Annotated in this window: 14 protein-coding genes; 12 read left to right on the top strand and 2 right to left on the bottom strand. The window is 67.8% G+C overall.

The window, feature by feature from the left end; genetic code table 11:
- Positions 1-23 precede the first annotated feature (23 nt).
- The 8 genes from paaZ (at position 24) to ATO11_RS12480 (ending at position 6,917) form a co-directional block, all read left to right on the top strand.
- Entirely contained in the window at positions 24-2,054 is a 2,031-nt protein-coding gene (gene paaZ, locus ATO11_RS12445) for a phenylacetic acid degradation bifunctional protein PaaZ (protein ID WP_050531218.1), read from the top strand.
- Positions 2,041-2,814: a PaaX family transcriptional regulator C-terminal domain-containing protein gene (locus tag ATO11_RS12450; RefSeq protein WP_050531219.1), complete on the top strand. Its 774-nt coding sequence runs from the start codon at positions 2,041-2,043 to the stop codon at positions 2,812-2,814. The genes paaZ and ATO11_RS12450 overlap by 14 nt, the downstream gene beginning before the upstream one ends.
- Positions 2,815-2,918: 104 nt before the next feature.
- On the top strand, positions 2,919-3,899 hold the full coding sequence (gene paaA / locus ATO11_RS12455; RefSeq protein ID WP_050531220.1) for a 1,2-phenylacetyl-CoA epoxidase subunit PaaA: 981 nt from the start codon (positions 2,919-2,921) through the stop codon (positions 3,897-3,899).
- A gap of 28 nt (positions 3,900-3,927) precedes the next feature.
- On the top strand, positions 3,928-4,329 hold the full coding sequence (locus ATO11_RS12460) for a VOC family protein (protein ID WP_050531221.1): 402 nt from the start codon (positions 3,928-3,930) through the stop codon (positions 4,327-4,329).
- A complete protein-coding gene (paaB, locus tag ATO11_RS12465; RefSeq protein ID WP_050531404.1) occupies positions 4,322-4,615 on the top strand; it encodes a 1,2-phenylacetyl-CoA epoxidase subunit PaaB in 294 nt (97 codons plus the stop codon). The genes ATO11_RS12460 and paaB overlap by 8 nt, the downstream gene beginning before the upstream one ends.
- The gene (gene paaC / locus ATO11_RS12470) at positions 4,615-5,367 is read left to right on the top strand and encodes a 1,2-phenylacetyl-CoA epoxidase subunit PaaC (RefSeq protein ID WP_050531222.1); all 753 of its coding nucleotides are present in this window, start codon (positions 4,615-4,617) and stop codon (positions 5,365-5,367) included. Before paaB ends, paaC begins: the two co-directional genes overlap by 1 nt.
- The gene (gene paaD, locus ATO11_RS12475) at positions 5,361-5,846 is read left to right on the top strand and encodes a 1,2-phenylacetyl-CoA epoxidase subunit PaaD (protein WP_050531223.1); all 486 of its coding nucleotides are present in this window, start codon (positions 5,361-5,363) and stop codon (positions 5,844-5,846) included. Before paaC ends, paaD begins: the two co-directional genes overlap by 7 nt.
- 3 nt (positions 5,847-5,849) lie before the next feature.
- Positions 5,850-6,917 (top strand): 2Fe-2S iron-sulfur cluster-binding protein, encoded by a 1,068-nt coding sequence (locus ATO11_RS12480; RefSeq protein WP_050531224.1) that lies wholly within the window; start codon positions 5,850-5,852, stop codon positions 6,915-6,917.
- A 4-nt stretch (positions 6,918-6,921) separates the two neighbouring features.
- On the opposite strand, the gene ATO11_RS12485 is transcribed toward ATO11_RS12480, so the two are convergent.
- Positions 6,922-7,221 carry a DUF4387 family protein gene (locus ATO11_RS12485; RefSeq protein WP_050531225.1) on the bottom strand — a complete coding sequence of 100 codons (300 nt, stop codon included), beginning with the start codon at positions 7,219-7,221 and terminating at the stop codon, positions 6,922-6,924.
- A complete protein-coding gene (locus tag ATO11_RS12490; protein WP_050531226.1) occupies positions 7,221-8,570 on the bottom strand; it encodes an acyclic terpene utilization AtuA family protein in 1,350 nt (449 codons plus the stop codon). The genes ATO11_RS12485 and ATO11_RS12490 overlap by 1 nt, the downstream gene beginning before the upstream one ends.
- A gap of 186 nt (positions 8,571-8,756) precedes the next feature.
- On the opposite strand from ATO11_RS12490, the gene ATO11_RS12495 reads away from it, so the two are divergent.
- The 4 genes from ATO11_RS12495 (at position 8,757) to ATO11_RS12510 (ending at position 14,291) form a co-directional block, all read left to right on the top strand.
- The gene (locus tag ATO11_RS12495; RefSeq protein WP_050531227.1) at positions 8,757-9,932 is read left to right on the top strand and encodes a peroxidase family protein; all 1,176 of its coding nucleotides are present in this window, start codon (positions 8,757-8,759) and stop codon (positions 9,930-9,932) included.
- Between the two features lie 156 nt (positions 9,933-10,088).
- Entirely contained in the window at positions 10,089-12,059 is a 1,971-nt protein-coding gene (locus tag ATO11_RS12500) for a BTAD domain-containing putative transcriptional regulator (protein WP_050531228.1), read from the top strand.
- A gap of 117 nt (positions 12,060-12,176) precedes the next feature.
- Entirely contained in the window at positions 12,177-13,259 is a 1,083-nt protein-coding gene (locus ATO11_RS12505; protein WP_050531229.1) for a phosphatase PAP2 family protein, read from the top strand.
- Between the two features lie 15 nt (positions 13,260-13,274).
- Positions 13,275-14,291, top strand: coding sequence for a C1 family peptidase (locus ATO11_RS12510; RefSeq protein ID WP_050531230.1), 1,017 nt, complete (start codon positions 13,275-13,277; stop codon positions 14,289-14,291).
- Positions 14,292-14,348: the final 57 nt, after the last annotated feature.

The following is a 14,348-nucleotide window of genomic DNA, read 5'->3' on the forward strand; positions in this document are numbered from 1 at the left end:
CATCGAAACGCGGGGGGCGCGCCATGACAGGGATCGACTTTTCCAGCTATGCCTGCGGCGCTTGGGTCGCCCCGTCGGGTGACCTGCGGCCCGTCGCCTCAGCCCTCGATGGCGCGGCTTTGGGACAAATCGGATCGGGCGCGCTCGACTTCGCGGCGATGCGCGACCATGCCCGCCGACGCGGCGCTCCGGCGCTCCGGGCGATGGGGTTCCACGACCGCGCGCGCAGGATCAAGGCGCTCGCGCTGCACCTGCGCGACCACCGCGAAGCGCTTTACCAGCTGTCCTACCTCACCGGCGCGACGCTTGCCGACAGTAAGATCGACATCGACGGCGGCATCGGCACGCTGCTGGTCTTCGCGTCGAAGGGACGGCGGGAGATGCCGGACGGCGACGTCTATGTCGACGGCGCGGTCGAGCAGCTGTCGCGAAACGGCACTTTCGTCGGCCAGCACATCTGCACACCGCTAGACGGTGTGGCCGTCCATATCAACGCGTTCAACTTCCCGGTCTGGGGGATGCTGGAAAAGCTTGGCCCCTGCCTGTTGGCAGGGATGCCCGCCATCTTGAAACCGGCCTCCTCCACCGCCTACCTCGCCCAGGCCGCGGTCCGCCTGATGATCGACAGCGGCATCCTGCCCGACGGCGCGGTGCAGCTTGTGATGGGCGGCACCGGTGACCTGCTGGGCCAGTTGGGCGGGCAGGACGTCATCAGCTTCACCGGCTCCGCCGACACCGCCCTGCACCTGCGGCAAGCCCCCAATATCGCGGCAGAGGCGGTGCGGTTCATCGCCGAACAGGACAGCCTCAACGCCTCCGTCCTCGGCCCCGACGCCACGCCCGACACGCCGGAATGGGACCTGTTCCTGCGCGAGGTCGTGACCGAGATGACGGCGAAGGCGGGCCAGAAATGCACCGCGATCCGTCGCATCCTCGTCCCCGATGCACAGATCGACCGGCTGGGCGCGGACCTGTCCGCGCGTCTTTCGGCGCTCACCATCGGCGACCCCCGCCAAGGCCCCGACATGGGCGCGCTGGCAAGCCTCGGCCAGCGCGACGACGTGCGCAGCAAAACCGCAACGCTCATGTCCGAAGCCACGCTGATCCACGGCGACCCCGACGCCACGTCCGCCGGGACGGATGCCAACGGCGCCTACCTGTCACCCGTGCTCCTGCGCTGTGACGACCCCGATGGGGCGGCGGAAATTCACAGGACCGAAGCCTTCGGCCCCGTCGCGACGCTGATGCCCTACACCGACATCGCCCATGCCGCGCGGCTCACCGCTCGGGCAGGCGGTGCGCTTGTCACCTCTCTCGTCACCCACGACCCGGCCACGGCGCGCACGTTCACGCTCGACGCAGCGCGCCATCACGGGCGGGTCTACCTGAACGACCGCACCTCGATGGCGGAAAGCACGGGCCACGGCTCGCCCCTGCCGCACATGGTGCATGGCGGGCCGGGCCGTGCGGGGGGTGGCGAAGAGATGGGCGGCATCCGTGGCGTGATGCATTACATGCAACGCACCGCCGTGCAGGGCTCCCCCGACATGCTGACCGCGATCACCGCGCAATTCGTGCCGGGTTCTGCGCAACCCGAACCGCCCGCGCACCCCTTCACCCGCACCTTCCACGAGCTTGCCATCGGCGACACGCTGCACACGGCCTCCCGCACCATAACGCTCGACGATATCGAGCATTTCGCGCATTTCACCGGCGACACCTTCTATGCCCACATGGATGAAGAGGCCGCCAAGGCGAACCCGTTCTTTCCGGGCCGCGTGGCGCATGGCTACCTGCTGCTCAGCTTCGCGGCGGGCTTGTTCGTCGATCCCGATCCGGGACCGGTGCTGGCCAATACTGGGTTGACAGGCCTCGCCTTCCAGAAGCCCGTCTCCCCCGGTGACAGCCTTGCCGCCGCGCTGACCGTCAAGCGCAAGACGCGCCGCACCGACAGCTATGGCGAGGTCCGCTGGCACGTCGCCCTGACCAACCAGTCAGACGAGCCCGTCGCCACCTACGAACTGCACACCATGGTCGCCTATGACCGACCTTGACCGCCTTTCCGCCTTCCTCGCCTCCGAAGGACGCCCGCGCGTCTGGTCGATCCTCGTCACCATCCTCGGCGACCTCGGCGGGCTGGTCGAAATGCAGACCTGCCTCGCGCTGTGCAGCCGGATCGGGGTGGAAGAGCAGGCCGTGCGCACCGCCATGTCGCGGCTGGTGAAGGACGGGCTGGTCGAGGGCGAACGGACCGGCCGCACCTCTGCCTACCGCTTCTCCGTGTCCGCGCTTGCCGACTACCGCGCCGCCGCACCCCTCGTCTACGCAGCCCCGAAAAAGGTCGGCAGCTGGCGCGCTGCCCTCCTGCCCCCGGCGCCTGACCGCTCCACCCTGATCGACCGCCTCGCACCCACGCACCCCTTCGGCCTCGGCGACGCGCTGCTGGTTTGGCCGTCTGGAAGTCCGTGGGCCAGCGATGCTGAACGCCTTGCCGGGCGCGACGTGGTCTGGCTGGACCTGCCTGATGGCGAGCGGCCGGCATGGACCACGACGCATCACGCGCCCCGCATCAATACCGCCATGGCCGCCCTGCTGGTCGAAGTGCTGGGCCGCGAAGGCTGGCAGCCCCCTGCCGATCCCGAGGAAGCCGCCGCCCTGCGCATCCTCGCGCTGCACTTCTGGCGGCGTCTGGTCCTGCGCTACCCCCCGATCCACGCGCCCCTTGCCGCCGACATCTGGCCCCTGCCCGCTGCCCATGACGCTATTGCGGCCGTGTATCATCGGCTGGGCGGGGCCCCCGACCGGTTCACCTGAGAGGTCAGGCGGCCCGTCTGCGCCCGACGCGCGGATGAAACATTACCAACACACGTTGCTTGCGTGCACTTCGTAATATATACTCCATAACAGGAGGCCCGCCCATGTACGCTCAAGGATTGATCGGCTCGTCGCAGGACACCGAAGAAACGCCCGAATTCCTCGCCGCCTTCCAGGCCCGCATCGACGCCGACGAAAAGATCGAGCCGAAGGACCCGATGCCCGCCGCCTACCGCAAGACGCTGATCCGCCAGATCGGCCAGCATGCCCATTCCGAAATCGTCGGCATGCTGCCCGAAGGCAACTGGATCACCCGCGCACCGACCCTGCGCCGCAAGGCCGCGCTGCTGGCCAAGGTGCAGGACGAAGGCGGGCATGGGCTCTACCTCTATTCCGCCGCCGAAACGCTCGGCATCAGCCGCGACCAGATGACCGAAGAGCTGCTGTCGGGCAAAGCCAAGTATTCCTCGATCTTCAACTACCCGACGCTCACCTGGGCCGATATCGGCGCGATCGGGTGGCTGGTCGATGGCGCGGCGATCATGAACCAGGTGCCGCTTTGCCGCTGTTCCTACGGGCCCTATGCCCGCGCGATGATCCGCGTCTGCAAGGAGGAAAGTTTCCACCAGCGGCAGGGATACGAGATCATGCTGACGCTCTCGCGCGGCTCGGACGAGCAGAAGGAGATGGCGCAGGACGCGCTGAACCGCTGGTGGTGGCCGTCGCTGATGATGTTCGGCCCGTCCGACGGTGATAGCCAGCATTCTGACCAGTCGACGCGCTGGAAGATCAAGCGCTTCACCAACGACGCACTGCGCCAGAAATTCGTCGACGCCACCGTACCGCAGGGCGAAAAACTGGGCCTCACCTTCCCCGACCCGGACCTGAAATGGAACGATGACAAGGGCGGCTATGACTTTGGCGAGATCGACTGGGACGAGTTCTGGCGCGTGGTCAAGGGACAGGGCCGCATGAACGTCGACAGGATCGCCGCCCGCCGGAAGGCGTGGGAGGACGGCGCATGGGTGCGCGAGGCCGCAATGGCCCACGTCGAAAAGCGCAAGACGCAGATGGCGGCGGAATGATCCCGGTCGTGACGCCCCGAGGTACGACATGACCGCCCTGCGCGCCATGCCGGTGCTGCAAGTGACGGATGTCGCCGCCTCGGTCGCGTTCTACGGACGGCTGGGCTTTGCCAGCCATGGCGCATGGGGAGACCCGCCGGGGTTCTCTATCGTCCAGCGAGGCGATGTGACGCTTGGCCTTGATCGCGCGCAGGATGGAGAGGTCGCCTGCAACCAGTGGTGGGCCGCCTACATCTATGTCGACGATGCCGAAGCCCTGCGCGCCGAGTTCGTGGAACACGGGCTGGACCCCACCGACATGCACCGGCCCGATCATTACGGCTGCATCGATTTCGACATGATCGACCCCGACGGCCAAAGGATCGCCTTTGGTCAATCGCTGTCACCGGTGCCCGGACCGGGTCTGGACGAGGATCGTGGACGTGGCTGACAAATCCCCTGAAATCCCCCTTTGGGAAGTCTTCATCCGGCCCCGCAACGGGCTGGCGCACCGCCATTGCGGGTCGCTGCATGCGGCTGACGCCGAGATGGCCGTGCAGGCCGCGCGCGACGTCTATACCCGCCGGGGCGAAGGCACCTCGATCTGGGTCGTGCCATCGGCGCAGATCACCGCGTCCGACCCGGCGGATGCCGCCGAAACGTTCGATCCGGCGGATGACAAGGTCTATCGCCACCCCACCTTCTACGACATCCCCGACGACGTGGGGCACATGTGATGGCGACGCCGCTCTTCACCGCGCTGCTGCGTCTGGCCGACGATCACCTGATCCTCGGCCACCGCCTGTCGGAATGGTGCGGCCATGCGCCGATGCTCGAAGAAGACCTCGCCCTGCCCAACATTGCGCTCGACCTGATCGGGCAGGCGCGCGCGCTCTACACCTATGCCGGCGAGGTCGAAGGCGCGGGCCGCGACGAGGACGCGCTCGCCTATGGCCGGCACGAACGCGGCTACGTGAACGCGCTGATCTGCGAGACCGAGAACGGCGATTTCGCCCGCACCATGTACCGCCAATGCGTGTTCGCGGTGTTCATGGGTCGGTTCTGGGAGGCGGCTGTCACGTCTTCCGACCCGACCCTCGCCGCCATCGCCGCCAAGGCGCGGAAAGAGACGGCCTATCACATCCGTCACAGCGCCGAATGGGTCATCCGCATGGGCGACGGGACCGACGAAAGCACCCGCCGGATGCGCGACGCGGCGACCTACCTCGCGCCCTATATCGGTGAGCTGTTCGAAGCCGACACCGTGACCGATGCGCTGAGTGCCGACGGAATCTGGCCGGACCCGCCCGCGCTGCAATCGGGCTGGATCGCCGACATGACCCCGATCCTCGACCAGGCGCTGCTGCCCATGCCCGACCTCGGCTTTGCCCATACCGGCGGGCGGCAGGGCGTGCATACCGAGGGGATGGGATACCTGCTGGCCGAATTGCATTACATGCAGCGCGCCTATCCGGGGCTGACATGGTGACCGATCTCACCGAGGCGCGGGCATGGTCTGCCGCGGCATCCGTGCTCGACCCCGAAGTACCCGCGCTGACGGTCGCGGAACTGGGCATCCTGCGGTCCGTCTCTGTCGAGGGGGACACCGCCACCGCGCGCCTCACCCCCACCTATTCCGGCTGCCCCGCCGTGCTTGCCATCGAACTCGCGGTCGAGGCCGCGTTGCGCGAGGCCGGGTTCGACGCACGCATCGAGCGCGTGCTGTCGCCCGCATGGACGACCGACTGGATCACCGAGGATGGGCGCGAGAAACTGCGCGCCTACGGCATCGCGCCACCCGTCAAGGCATCGGGCAAGGCCGCGCTCTTCTCCGAACCGACCGTCGCCTGCCCGCGCTGCGGATCATCGGCCACCACCCGCGTCTCCGAATTCGGGGCGACTGCCTGTCAGGCGCAATACCGCTGCACCGCCTGCGCCGAACCCTTCGATTATTTCAAGTGTCTCTGACCCATGGCCGCACCGCGTTTCCACAGCCTCACGCTCACCTCCGTCACGCCAGAAACGCAGGACGCCGTGCGCCTGACCTTCGCCATCCTCGACGATCTGCGCGAGGCCTACCGCTTCACGCCCGGACAATACCTGACCCTGCGCGCGACGATTGACGGGGCAGAGGTGCGCCGCTCCTATTCCATCTGCTCGCCCCTCTCGGCGCGCGACATCTCGGTCGGGGTGAAGCGGATCGAGGGCGGCGCCTTTTCCACCCACGCCCTGACGCTCAAGGCCGGCGACACGCTCGATGTGATGACCCCGCAAGGCCGGTTCGGCGCGCCCTTGGGCGGGAAGCACAATTACCTGCTGCTGGCCGCCGGGTCGGGCGTCACCCCGATCCTGTCCATCGCGCAATCCGTGCTCGAAGAGGAACCGGACAGCACCATCACGCTTGCCTATGCCAACCGCACGACCGATCAGGTCATGTTCCGCCGTACGCTTGATGACCTGAAAGACCGCTACATGACGCGGTTCCTCCTGACCCACGTGATGGACGAGGAAGCCCAGGACGTGGAACTGTTCAACGGGCGGCTCGACGCGGAAAAACTGAACACGCTGGCCACCCGCGGCCTGATCGACCCCACCGCCTATGATGCGGTCTTCATCTGCGGCCCCCAGCCCATGATCGAAAGCGCGGCGGCGGCGCTGAAGGCCCTTGGCACGCCCGAGGATCGCATCCGGTTCGAACTGTTCACGCCCTCCACCCCGCTGCCGACTTCCAGCGCCCGCGCCACCGTGCCCGAGGCAACTGGCGCGCGGGTGGACGTGGTGATCGACGGCGCAACGCGCAGCTTTCGCATGGATCCGGGTGAGCCGCTGCTGGACGCGGCACACCGCGCCGGGCTCGACCTGCCGTGGTCCTGCGCCAACGGCATGTGCGCGACCTGCCGCTGCAAGCTGACGCGCGGCACCGGCGCGATGGTACAGAATTTTTCGCTGGAAGATTGGGAGCTGGAACGCGACTACGTGCTCGCCTGCCAGTTCCGGCCCTCGGCGGACGCCGTCACGCTCGATTTCGACGCGGTCTGACTGCTCAGATCTCGACCTCGGCCATCAGGGCGCCCAGCGCCGCGCCGTGCATGTCCCGGTCCGCCACGGTGCCCTGCACCGCCGGACGCGGAATCGACAGCTTGACCACTTTCAGGTCGGGGATTTCGAACCGCTTCAGCGTCTGCGTGGGCGTCTGCAACACCTCTGCCGCGCGCTCTGCCGTGATCGCCGCGCGCACCCGGTCGAACGCCTTGGCAGAGCCGCAGAAGATGTCGATGGTCACCCAGAACGGCCCGGCATTCTTGGACCGAACCTTGACCGCCACGTCCCCCAGCCGCGCCATCAGCCGACCTCCACCACGTCCAGCCGGAAGGCATCCATCGGATGGTCGAGCGTCATCACGTGGTTCAGGCAGAACTCGTACACCATGCCGCGCGACATCTCGGGCGGGGAGAAGGGAAAGGCAAAGGTCGGCACCTCCTCCTCCGCCGTCAATGGATAGTGCAGCAGGTAGGGGTTGAGCATCTTGGCGATCTCGCCCGCCAGCGCCGCGTCCGGCGCGGTCACGATGGCCAGAACGCCGACCTCGTGCGCCGTACCTGCCGCATGCTCCAGCGCACCCAGCGTCGCGTCACGACCGATCACCCGCAATTCGATCCCGAAATCATCGGTGCCCAGCCGCGCCTCTGCCTTGGCGCGGCACTTGGCGGCGATGTCGGCGACCCACCTGTCGATATTGGCGACGTAATGCGCATCGCGCACCGTCACCAGCGACACCACCTGGAACCCCGCCTGACGCGCGCCTTCCAGCTTCACGGTGTAGCGGTCGGATGGATGCCAGACCGATCCCTCGACCCGCACCCGCGTGTCGTCCAGCGCCGTGTACCCGGCACCCGTCACATCCAGATGCCCGCCCGGTTCATACAGGATGAACGGGTCGGAGTTTTCGTACAGCATGTGCGCCGACACGGTATGCGGTGTCGCGCGGGCGCCGTCCGCCATCGGATGCACCGTGAACCCGTCCGCGTCGAACTCGATCAGGATCACGCCCGATTGCGGATTGGTGGCGCACAAGGCCCCACATTCGCCGATCTTCGCCCCATGCCACGCGCCACCAGCGTGATCGCCGTTCTGCAACGGCAGGGCCGAAATGATAGCCGTGTCCGTCGTGCGCCCCGCGATCACGATATCCGCGCCGGTCGCCAGCGCCGCCTGCACCTGTTCGGCGCCCGCCAGGGCGACGATGTTGGTGCATCCGGCGAAGGTTGTCGCATCGACCTCGGGCGCGACCTCGAGCGGGGTGACCCGGCCCGCCTGCCACGCGGCGGCGACGTCGCCCGCAATCTGCCCCGATTTCAGCACGGCGACCTTCACCGCCTCGCCGCGTTCGGCGGCGATCTCGCGCGTGATGTCGACCAGCCAGTCCACCGCGCTGTCCGCCCCGCAGGTGCCCGCCGTTCCGATGACCAGCGGGCAGCCCGCCCGCGCGCGCGCCTCCATCAGGCCCGCCCACTCGATCCGGGTCGAGGCGCGAGAGTATTTCGACGTGCCTGTGCCGAGGTAATGCGGCCCGCTGTCGGTCGATCCGCCGTCGATCGCGATGATGTCGGGCCGCGCCGCGATGCCGCGGTCAAGCGCTTCCCGGTCATAGCCAAGGCCAAGCGCGCCGGAAGGGACAAGAACACGGGTCATGCCTCCTGCCTAAACCTCCTCCGGCGCCAAGCCAAGCCGCGTTTGGCGCGGGTCGAGCGGCCTTGCGGGCGCCAGCGTCAGACGCGGGTTGATGATGGCTTGACGGTAGATCGGGCATCCTGACGTCGATGCTGCCCGGCCCTCTCAACCGCCCGCAGTGTCTACAACCGGGAAAGGAGATTACCGATGGCACTCGGCTCCAAAGATCATCTGCCGCCGCACGTTCAGGCGCGTCCGCGCGACGCCTTCGTCGCGCGCGGCTGCTACGCCACCTATTGCGACATCACCGCCCTGCCCGTGCGGCCCGATCCGGTGCCCACGGCGCGCATGTACGCGGAGGCCGACGCGGCGCTGGCGCGCCCCGGCATCTTCGACATGATCACGCGGTTCGTCGCATCCGACATCAGCTGCATGGCGCTCGACACCGATGGCAGCCTGCCCGTGAACCTACGCACCGGCGCGCTCGACCTCGACATGCTGTACGACCGGTTCGCCCGCGATGCCTCGGGCGGTGTGCGGTTCCGCGACGACGCCCCACGGCCCTGCGCCGTGGCACAAGCCTTTGCCCGCCTGCACGCGCTCGCGCTTGAGGCCGCTCCTCCGGGCGGGGCCGATGCGCGGTTCGACTTCGCCCGCCAGCAGGTGCGCTGGACGCATCAGTGGCTGATCGTCAACGACCTGTTGCCGCAATTGTGCGAGGCGGACGTGCTGGCGGACACGCTTGCCGACGGTGCCCCCGTCTACCGCGCGTTCCTCGCGCGGCTGAACGCGGACGGGTTCCTCGGGCGGCTGCCGGTCCCGCTGGAATTCTGCGCCGCCTTCGGCACCGATACCCGGCCAGAACCCGCCCGCAGCGGCGGCCCCTCGGTGACCTCGCTCTACGACGTGACCGGCGATCTGCGCTTTGCCGAACCCGCGCCCCACGGGCGCGTCCGCTGGAGCGACGATACGGGACCACAGTTCAACATGGACGGCAGCTTTGACGCGCGCCGCACCCACCGCGTGACGGCCACGCCGCCCCACCTGCCCGGCATCGCCCTGCCCGGCATGGCCGAATGTCACGGCCACCTGCGGCAGATCGGCGTGCGCCTGCCCTTCGCCGCGCCGTCCGACGGCGCGGGATTGCAGGCGGGCCTGCACGAGGAAGCCATGGAAACACAAGCCGGCCATACCTTCGGCCCGCTTGGCAGCCGGATCGTGGCCGAAACGCTGCTGGGCCTTGCCATGCACACGCCGGGCAGCTTCTGGCACGTACCGGGGTCGGTGAACGGCCGCTGGCACCCGCGCGATGGTATCCGCACGAACGCGGGCACCCTGATCGACAGTTACGAGGCGCTTGCACGGATCGCGCAAGACGCCTGACGCGCGGAAAAGCCGCAAGCCTCCAGTGGCTTGCGGCACACGCGACACAGATCGCGCAGATTTGCCGCCGGCGATGCAAAGCCGGGATTGCGGCAGGGTTGCGTCTTTGCAACAGTAGCCGCCACAACCCTGGGCAAGAGATCTCTTTACCCCGTGATGGCGGAACTACCCGGCCTCAGCCTGATCGGTGCGGCAAGTGCTACGGCACCCGCACCGGATGGCAGCGTGACCGCGCGGCGCTCCCTCGCCGTGCTGGCGATGCTGGCCGTGGCCGAAGGCCAGCCCGTTCCCCGCGAACTGATCGCCTCGACCATCTGGTCAGAAGTGGACGATGCCCGCGCCCGCGCCTCCCTGCGCCAGACCCTGTCGGAATTGCGCGCCGTCAGCGCCACCTTCACCGATGCGCTCGACGTCACGCGGCAGGCGGTCGCCCTGCGCGCCGATGGCGTGACCTGCGATCTCTGGCGGCTGATGCGGGCCGCCGAACGCGCCGACGTGGCAGGCCTGCGCCTGATTCCGGCCAACCTCGGCCCCCAGTTTCTCTACGGCTACGAGGACCTTGGCGAGAGTTTCGCCGACTGGCTTGCGGAAACGCGCGACGTGATCGTGAACCGGCTGGTGTCCACCCTGATGCGCGGGTTCGACGATCCCGACGCCACGACCGACCAGCGCCGGGGCCTCGCCGAAGCCGCCCTGCGGCTCAACCCGCTCAACGAACGCGCCGCCCGTGTCGCGATGCAGGCACTGGCCGATGACGGCGACGTGGCGCAGGCGCTGAACGTCTATGCCCGGCTCTATGCCCTGATGGACGAAGAGCTGGGGATGGAACCCTCGGACGACACGCAGGACCTTGCCGTCGCGATCAAGCAAAGCCAGCGCGCGACGACCGATGCCGCCCGTCCCCCCGCCCGCGTGCTTGGCAGCTATGGCCAGCCCGTGCTGGGCGTCCTGCCGATGGCGACCTTCGGCAACGACATCGAAACCCGGCAACTGGGCGAGATGTTCGTCGAGGACATCGTCTGCTCCCTCGCCGCCTGCCGCGAATTGCCGACCCTGTCGAACGCCACCTCACGCCACCTTGCCGACGCGCCCGACCCGGTCCACCACCTGCGTGACCAGCACGGCGTCACCTACGCCCTGCGCTCCACCCTGCGCCGCGATGCGCGCTCGGGCCGGTGCCGCGTCACCACCCAGCTTGTGGGCAGCGAAAGCGGGCTGGCGATCTGGGGCCAGACCTTCGACACCTCCGATGCCGAACTGTTCGGCGTGCAGGCCGAAATCGCGGGCAAGGTGGTCAGCGCGCTTGTGCCCCATATCCACGCCGCCGAATTCCAGGCGGTCGAAAGCTTCCGCGCCTCCGACCTCAACGCCTACCAGATGCTCTTGCGCGCCCGGCACCTCACCTATGCGCTCAACCGCGACAGCCTTGGCGAAGCGCGAACCCTTCTGGGCGATTGCGCCGCCACCCATCCCGGCTTTGCCCCCGCCCATGTCGCGCTGGCCGAGGTGCACTCAATCCAGATCGGCCAGAACTGGTCTTCCGACCCGGCGACCGACACCGCCGCGATCAAGGCCGCCCTGGGCGAGGCGCTGCGCCTCAACCCCCGCGATGCCCGCGCCATGGCGATGATGGGCCACAACGTGGGCATATACGAACGCGCCTATCCCCGCGCCAAGGCAACCGTGGAACAGGCCGTCGATGCCCTGCCGAACGATGCCGAGACGCTGATCTGGTCAACCCCTGTCCTTGCCTTCACCGACGACCACGACACCGCCATCCGCAACGCCGAAAAAGCCATCGCCCTGTCGCCCGAAGACCCCATGATGTTCCGCTTCGAACACTTCGCCTCTATCGCGCATTTCACCGCCGGCCGGTACGAGGAGGCGGCGCAGTACGGCCTCGCCTCGATGGAACGCAACCCGCGCTACACCTCGAACCTGCGCGCCACCATGGGCGCACTAGCACGGCTTGACCGGATCGACGAAATCGCCCCCCTGCGCGATCTGCACCACGAGATCACGCCGGACTTCAGGATCCGCGATTTCATCTCGGGTCAGGCCTTCAACAGCTCCGAAAAACGCGCGGCCTTCGGCAAGTTGCTCGCCAAGGCCGGCCTGCCCGATTGACGGGGAGGCACCCTGCAAAACGTTAACTTCACAGTAACCTGACGGTGCCCGCGCATAGTCACGCGCGGTATTTTAGTGTGCACAAAACGTAATTTTATCAAGGGGAAGGACCAGGCGATGATTGGCTTTGGCAACGGCGGCATGAACGGCGGCATGAATGGTGGCATGAACGGCGGGATGAACGGCGGCATGAATGGCGGCATGAACGGGGGAATGAACGGGGGGATGAATGGCGGCATGAACGGCGGGATGAACGGCGGCATGTCCACCGTGACCAGCCTCGGCGTCGCCGCCCTGCCCGTCGCCGGTGTGCTCGAAATCGAGGACTGGATCGAAACGGTTGGGCCGAACGTGCCTTATGGCCACCGCTTCGAACGGGACACGCTGCCCGCCGAACTGCGCGCGCAGATCCTGCTGGCGGAATTCGCGGCCACCGGCTGGTTCGCCAACCCCGACGTCAAGACCGACACGCGGTTCAAGAAAGGCAGCCTCGACCTCGACTGCTCGGAACTGCTGACGACCGAAGGGCTGCTACCCCAGCTGCGCAACCTCGTCCGCGCGCGTAACGAACAGCGCGCTGCTCGCAACGCCGAGATCACGATCCAGGCCGATAACAGCTTTGCCTACTGGGCGACGCTGCTGGCGATGTCGCCGGAAACCAAGCCCAAGACGGCGGGCCTGATCGTGGCGGGCTACACGATCGGCCAAATGGTCGGCATGGTCTTCAAGGACCTGTTCGCCGTGGCGCGCCCCGCGACGCTCCTGCCGTCGCTGATGACGTCGATCCCGACGCCGCGCCACGCCTCGTTCCCGTCTAACCACTCGCTGCAATCGCACCTGATCGCGGGCCTGCTGATCAAGGCGATGCCCGCCAACGTGGTCACCTGCTACGGTGCCCAGATCAACGCGCTCGCCGCCCGCATCGCCGAGAACCGCGAAATCGGCGGCCTGCACTACCCCGCCGACAGCCTCGCCGGGGAGAAGATCGCCGCATGGCTGCTCGACGACTGGATCGACAAGACCAAGACGCCGCTCCTGTGGAAACTGATCCAGGACGCCGGCACCGAATGGCCCGCGCCTCCCGACATCGCGCGCATGCACCTCGGCGATGCCAACGGCATCACCGCCCGCCACGGCATGGCCGCCGAACTGCAGGCCGCGCTCGCCAGCTTCGGCGCGCTGCCGGAACAGCAGAAGTAAGGGAGGGCCAGACCAATGACCGGACTTTTCGGATGCGCCGCTCCTTCGCAAGAGGCCATCGGCACCTATTCCAACCTCGACTTCCAGACCGGCTCCGCACCGGCCCCCACCGCCACCGTGGCCCGCGACAAGACGCTTTCGGTCCTGCCCAAGGGCGCCTGGCCGATCCGCGACCAGCGCTACCGCAACACCTGCGTCGCCTTCTGCGCCACCGCCGCGCTGGAGCTGTTCCGCGCCAGGGAAAAGGGCGACACCACGCCCGAAACCCTGTCCGAGGATTTCCTCTACAACCGCATGCGCGGCGGCCTCAGCCAGGAATATCTCGACTGGGTGCGCTCGGTCCTGCCGGATTACGAACTGGGGGCCACGCTGCTGGCGCAGGCCCTCATGGTGCAACGCGAAATCGGCACCCTGACCGAGGCGCAACGCCCCTACCAGCAGGCCACGCCACTCTTCGACATCGACGGCGCGCGCCCTTCTGAATCGCACCGCCGGTCGGCGGCGCGGCGCAAGCAGGCGCATTTCTACTACCACAAGATGACCGTCGAAACCGGCATGATCGATCCGGGCCAGGCCTATCCCAAACCGGGCGGCTCCGGCAGCGTGTCGGCCAGCGATGCCGCCTACCTGCTGCTCAAGTCCGGCTCCGCCGTGGCCGTCGGCCTGCCCGTCTACTTCCTGCCCGACGCGCGCATGAACTGGACGGCACCGGCCACGACGCGCACGGGCTACGTCCCCTATCCGGGTACCGACAAGGTCTACGACGCGGCGCTGGTCGTCGCCTCCGGCCACGCGGTCTGCCTCACCGGCTACGTCCCCGTGACGGATGCTCCGGGCGGCGGCTACTTCATCTTCCGCAACTCGTGGGGCCTCGATTTCCGCACCACCTTCCGCGATCCCGTGGACGGCGTCAGCGGCACCCTCGTTCCGCCGGGCTACGGCGTCCTCTCGGCGGCGGCGGTCGACAAGTACGTGTGGGAAATGATGGCTCCCACCAAGGACGGGCCCATGGCCAGCGCATCTCTCCCCTGATGCATACGCGACACTGATCTCCTCGTCGCGCGCCCATGCGCCCCGCCCCCCGTGCTT

The sequence above is a fragment of the Pseudaestuariivita atlantica genome (assembly GCF_001205715.1).
GTDB classification, from domain to species: Bacteria; Pseudomonadota; Alphaproteobacteria; order Rhodobacterales; family Rhodobacteraceae; genus Pseudaestuariivita; species Pseudaestuariivita atlantica.

Bases quoted from the DNA above. Each gene is read 5' to 3' on its own strand.
- ATO11_RS12505 (WP_050531229.1), top strand. From the start codon at position 12,177: ATGATTGGCTTTGGCAACGGCGGCATGAACGGCGGCATGAATGGTGGC.
- paaC (WP_050531222.1), top strand. From the start codon at position 4,615: ATGGCGACGCCGCTCTTCACCGCGCTGCTGCGTCTGGCCGACGATCAC.
- ATO11_RS12480 (WP_050531224.1), top strand. From the start codon at position 5,850: ATGGCCGCACCGCGTTTCCACAGCCTCACGCTCACCTCCGTCACGCCA.
- ATO11_RS12510 (WP_050531230.1), top strand. From the start codon at position 13,275: ATGACCGGACTTTTCGGATGCGCCGCTCCTTCGCAAGAGGCCATCGGC.
- ATO11_RS12495 (WP_050531227.1), top strand. From the start codon at position 8,757: ATGGCACTCGGCTCCAAAGATCATCTGCCGCCGCACGTTCAGGCGCGT.
- paaZ (WP_050531218.1), top strand. From the start codon at position 24: ATGACAGGGATCGACTTTTCCAGCTATGCCTGCGGCGCTTGGGTCGCC.
- ATO11_RS12490 (WP_050531226.1), bottom strand. From the start codon at position 8,570: ATGACCCGTGTTCTTGTCCCTTCCGGCGCGCTTGGCCTTGGCTATGAC.
- ATO11_RS12460 (WP_050531221.1), top strand. From the start codon at position 3,928: ATGACCGCCCTGCGCGCCATGCCGGTGCTGCAAGTGACGGATGTCGCC.
- paaA (WP_050531220.1), top strand. From the start codon at position 2,919: ATGTACGCTCAAGGATTGATCGGCTCGTCGCAGGACACCGAAGAAACG.
- ATO11_RS12500 (WP_050531228.1), top strand. From the start codon at position 10,089: ATGGCGGAACTACCCGGCCTCAGCCTGATCGGTGCGGCAAGTGCTACG.
- ATO11_RS12450 (WP_050531219.1), top strand. From the start codon at position 2,041: ATGACCGACCTTGACCGCCTTTCCGCCTTCCTCGCCTCCGAAGGACGC.
- paaD (WP_050531223.1), top strand. From the start codon at position 5,361: ATGGTGACCGATCTCACCGAGGCGCGGGCATGGTCTGCCGCGGCATCC.
- ATO11_RS12485 (WP_050531225.1), bottom strand. From the start codon at position 7,221: ATGGCGCGGCTGGGGGACGTGGCGGTCAAGGTTCGGTCCAAGAATGCC.